This is a genomic window from Streptomyces murinus (assembly GCF_002154555.1).
In the GTDB taxonomy this organism is placed as follows: domain Bacteria; phylum Actinomycetota; class Actinomycetes; order Streptomycetales; family Streptomycetaceae; genus Streptomyces; species Streptomyces murinus.
Genome location: NZ_MUNF01000177.1, coordinates 1 through 4,357, shown reverse-complemented (window position 1 = coordinate 4,357; position 4,357 = coordinate 1). Strand labels below are relative to the sequence as shown.

Sequence of the window (4,357 nt, the reverse complement as noted above, 5' to 3'; positions counted from 1 at the left end):
GCCAGGAACTCCACGGCCGGTCCCACGACCCGCGGCGCGAACATCTCCGCGGACGAGGCGTCGTACCCCGCCGCGACCGCTTCCCCGAAGTACCCGTCCCCATCGACGTACCCGTTCTCATCGGCCATCCGCCGAAAGTACGGCACCGGCCGCCCGTCCGGCGCCCGGATTTCCCGGTGGCGGGTTGGCCGAATGGGCGGGGGTGGACCGGTCCGGCGGCGGTGGTGATGTGTACGTTGGCGGGGAGGGGTCCACGGCGTCCTCGGGGGCGTCGGCAACAGGCAGGGGAACAGGAACGCATGGCACGTGTCGCCGTCATCACCGCGCCCAACATCGGCTACCGCAACACCGGGATGCTGACCGTCGACCTGGCCTTCGAGGCGATGCGGCGGCGGATGGGGGACGGGGTCGAGGCGAGCTGGTACACGCTGCATCTGCCGCAGACCGTGCCGTTGCGGGGGCTGCGGGAGGGTGTGCGGGGGGCGGAACTGCCCTTCCGGTTCCGGTCGTTGATCGACGAGGTCGACACCCTGCGCGAGCATGACGCGGTCGTCTTCTGGGGCGACTTCCTGCACGCCCGGCACTACCTCGTCCAGGACGCCGCCAACCGGCTCCTCGACTACGGGCTGGTGAAGGACCGGGGCGCCGCCCGCGCCCTGCTCCACCGGACGCTGCTGCTCGCCGACCAGCCGGACGACCTGCTCGACCGCACCCTCAGCTACGGCGGCACGATCCTGCACAACACGCAGTCGGACTACGAGGACAAGGAGTACGGCCCCTTGTTCACACGGCTGATGACGCGGAGCCACCGGGTCTGGATGCGCGATCCGCTGTCGGCGGCCAAGCTCGGGCAGCTGCGCGGAGACCGCCCGACCGACCACTTCGGCTCCGACGCGGCCCTGCTGAACCGCCCCGGCGACCTGGCCGGCCTCCCGGTCACGCCCTGGTCGAAGGACCTCCCGGACGGCGGGGCGATCGGGGTGTTCCTGGGGGCCCGTACGAAGATCCCCGACTGGCTCCCCGGGTTCTGTCAGGGGCTCGCGGAGCGGCTGGACGCGCCCCTGGAGTGGATCCCCTGGTTCGACGGGGCCGCCCCGCGACAGGTCGGGCACCTCCCCACCCGCCCCGGCGACCCGACGGTCGGCGACCTGCTCGGCGTCCTGCCCCGCTACCGCCTCGTCATCACCGACACCTACCACCTGTGCGTCAACGCCTGGGGCGCCGGCACCCCGGTGGTCTGCGTCGGCGCGCCCGAGCCGGTGCCGACGACCGACCGCGACTATCTGACGCTCAGCGATGTGAAGAAGCACGTCCTGCACATGGCGTACGACGCGGCCGACTTCTACCTCCCCACCGTCGCCGACAGCCCCGAGGGGCGCGAGCGGCGGGCCGAGCGGATCGTGCGGCTGGTGGAGGGCGGGGGCGCGGCCGCCGTGGCCGAGCGGATCCGCGCGCACGCCGAGTACTCGGCGAACTCCTTCACCGAGACCCTCACCTCACTCCTGGGGTGAACCCGGGTTCACCCCCGAAACGGCCCTCCGACGCCCCCGGGGGACGTCGGCCAAGTTCGGCTCAATAAATCATGCAAGCACGCTTGATTGTTTCCGCGCCCGCTGCGATGCTCCCCTCATGGCCGACCCGACGCCCGTCATCGACGACCTGCGTGCCGAGAGCGAAGAACTGGACCTGCTCGTCGCCCGGTTGACGCCCGAGCAATGGACGCTCGCCACTCCCGCGCCCGGCTGGTCCGTCGCCCACCAGATCGCCCACCTCGCCTGGACCGACCGTGCGGCGCTGGCCGCCGTCACCGACGCGGACGCGTTCCGCGCGCTGGTCGAGCAGGCCCTCGCCCGCTACGACTCCTTCGTGGACGAGGGCGCGGAGGAGAGCGCCGGGCTGCCGCCCGCGGAACTCCTCGCGCAGTGGCGGTCCGGGCGCGACGCCCTCGACCTGGCCCTGCGCGCGGCCGAACCCGGCGTCCGTTTCCCCTGGTTCGGGCCGCCGATGGCCGTCGCCTCGATGGCCACCGCCCGCCTCATGGAGACCTGGGCCCACAGCCTGGACGTCGCCGACGCGCTCGGCGTCACCCGCGCCCCCACCGACCGCCTCGCCCACATCGTCCGACTCGGCGTGCGGACAAGGGACTTCGCGTACTCGGTGCACGGACTCACCCCGCCCGCCGAGGAGTTCCGTATCCGGCTCACGGCGCCGAGCGGTGCCGTATGGGGCTACGGCCCCGACGACGCCCCGCAGTGCGTCACCGGCCCGGCGCTCGACTTCTGCCTCCTCGTCACCCAGCGCGCCCACCGCGACGACCTCGCCCTGACCGCCGTGGGCCCGGACGCGGACCGCTGGCTGGACATCGCCCAGGTCTTCGCGGGCCCCCCGGGAAGCGGTCGGAAGCCGAGGACGGCGGAGGAGACGGCGGAGGAGACGGCGGAGGAGACGGCCGGCCCGGCGGCGGGATCCGGCCGGTGAACCCCCTGCGGATAGGCAACTTCTCCGGCTTCTACGGCGACCGCTTCGACGCCCTGCGCGAGATGCTCACCGGCGGCGAACTCGACGTCCTCACCGGCGACTACCTCGCCGAACTCACCATGCTGATCCTCGCCCGCGACCGGCTCAAGGACCCCGGCGCCGGATACGCCCGCACCTTCCTGCGCCAACTGGAGGGTGCCCTCGGGCTGGTCCAGGAGCGCGGGGTGCGGATCGTCACCAACGCGGGCGGCCTCAACCCCGCCGGACTCGCCGCGCACATAGGCGAGTTGGTGGACCGGCTCGGCATCCCCCTGCGGGTCGCCCATGTCGAGGGCGACGACCTGACCGCCGACCACCCCGGCGCCCTCGCCGCCCACGCCTACCTCGGCGGCTTCGGCATCGCCGCGTGCCTGCGGGCGGGCGCGGACATCGTCGTCACCGGCCGGGTGACCGACGCGGCCCTGGTCACCGGACCCGCCGCCGCCCATTTCGGCTGGGGTCCGGGGGAGTTCGACAAGCTGGCCGGGGCCGTCGTCGCCGGGCATGTGCTGGAGTGCGGGACCCAGGCCACCGGCGGGAACTACGCGTTCTTCCAGGAGGGCGACGTACGGCAGCCCGGCTTCCCGCTCGCCGAGATCCACGCCGACGGCAGCAGCGTCATCACCAAGCACCCCGGCACCGGCGGCTTCGTGGACGTCGGCACGGTCACCGCGCAGCTGCTGTACGAGACCGGGGGCGCCCGGTACGCAGGACCCGATGTCACCGCCCGGCGGGTCACCGACGCCCTCGGGGACGTACTGCCGGACGAGGGCGACCCGGACGGTCTGCGCGCTCTCGTACGGCTTCTGGCCGAGGGCGCCGCCGACCCCGCCGACCCGCTGTGCGCCGGCCATCTGCACTGCCCGCCGCTCGCCGTGGCCACCGCCGCCGACCTCGCGGTCAGCGCCCTCAACCCCTCCCTCGACTCCTGGGACCAGGCCCCCGGCGCCACCGCCCTGGAAGCCGTCGTCACCCAGGCCCTCGCACGGGCGGCCGGACTGGCCGACGCCCTGGTCACCACCGGCGGTACCGAGTCCAACCAACTCGCCCTGCTGCTCGCCCGCGAGGCCGGCCACGGCAGCGTCCAGCTCGTCTGCGCCGCCGCCGCCCACCACTCGCTGGCCCGCGCCGCCTGGCTGCTCGGACTGCCCGACCCGGTGCTCGTCCCGGCCCCCGGCGGCACCCTCGACCCGGCCGCCCTGGACGCCGCCCTCAGCGCGCTCTCCGGCCCCCTGCTGGTCGCCGCCACCGCCGGCACCACCGACGCCGGCCTCATCGACCCGCTGCCCGAGATCGCCGCCCTGTGCGCGGCCCACGGCGCCCGGCTGCACATCGACGCCGCCTACGGGGGCGGACTGCTCTTCAGCGACCGGCACCGCGCCAAACTCGCCGGACTCGACGCCGCCCACACCGTCACCCTCGACCTGCACAAACTCGGCTGGCAACCGGTCGCCGCCGGCCTGCTCGCCGTCGCCGACCCGGCCGAACTCGCCGTACTCCACCACCGGGCCGACTATCTGAACGCGGACGACGACACCGAGGCCGGCCACCCCGACCTGCTCGGCCGCTCCCTGCGCACCACCCGCCGCCCCGACATCCTCAAGGCCGCGGTCACCCTGCGGACCCTCGGCCGCCGCGGCCTCGGTGCCCTGGTCGACCAGGTCTGCGACCTGGCCCGCGAGTTCGCCGCGCTCATCGAGGCACACCCCGGCTTCGAGCTGTACGACACCCCCGTCATCAGCACGGTCCTGTTCCGCCCCGCCGAGGCCACCGACGCCGCCGTGGCCGACGCCCGCCGCGAACTGCTGCACGAGGGCCGGGCCGTCCTCGGCCGCGCCCG

At 74.1% G+C, this 4,357-nt stretch carries 3 protein-coding genes and 1 pseudogene; all 4 read left to right on the top strand.

Annotation, left to right across the window (positions count from 1 at the left end; translation table 11 throughout):
* The first annotated feature begins 299 nt into the window (after positions 1 to 299).
* Positions 300 to 1,511 carry a hypothetical protein gene (locus tag CCN72_RS13025; protein ID WP_086807666.1) on the top strand — a complete coding sequence of 404 codons (1,212 nt, stop codon included), beginning with the start codon at positions 300 to 302 and terminating at the stop codon, positions 1,509 to 1,511.
* A gap of 118 nt (positions 1,512 to 1,629) precedes the next feature.
* Positions 1,630 to 2,478, top strand: coding sequence for a TIGR03084 family metal-binding protein (locus CCN72_RS13020; protein ID WP_086807665.1), 849 nt, complete (start codon positions 1,630 to 1,632; stop codon positions 2,476 to 2,478).
* Between the two features lie 62 nt (positions 2,479 to 2,540).
* Positions 2,541 to 3,188: pseudogene (locus CCN72_RS40455) on the top strand (acyclic terpene utilization AtuA family protein); the annotation flags it as partial.
* A gap of 6 nt (positions 3,189 to 3,194) precedes the next feature.
* A partial coding sequence (locus tag CCN72_RS13015) for a pyridoxal phosphate-dependent decarboxylase family protein (protein WP_425276143.1) occupies positions 3,195 to 4,357 on the top strand: 1,163 nt, incomplete at its 3' end.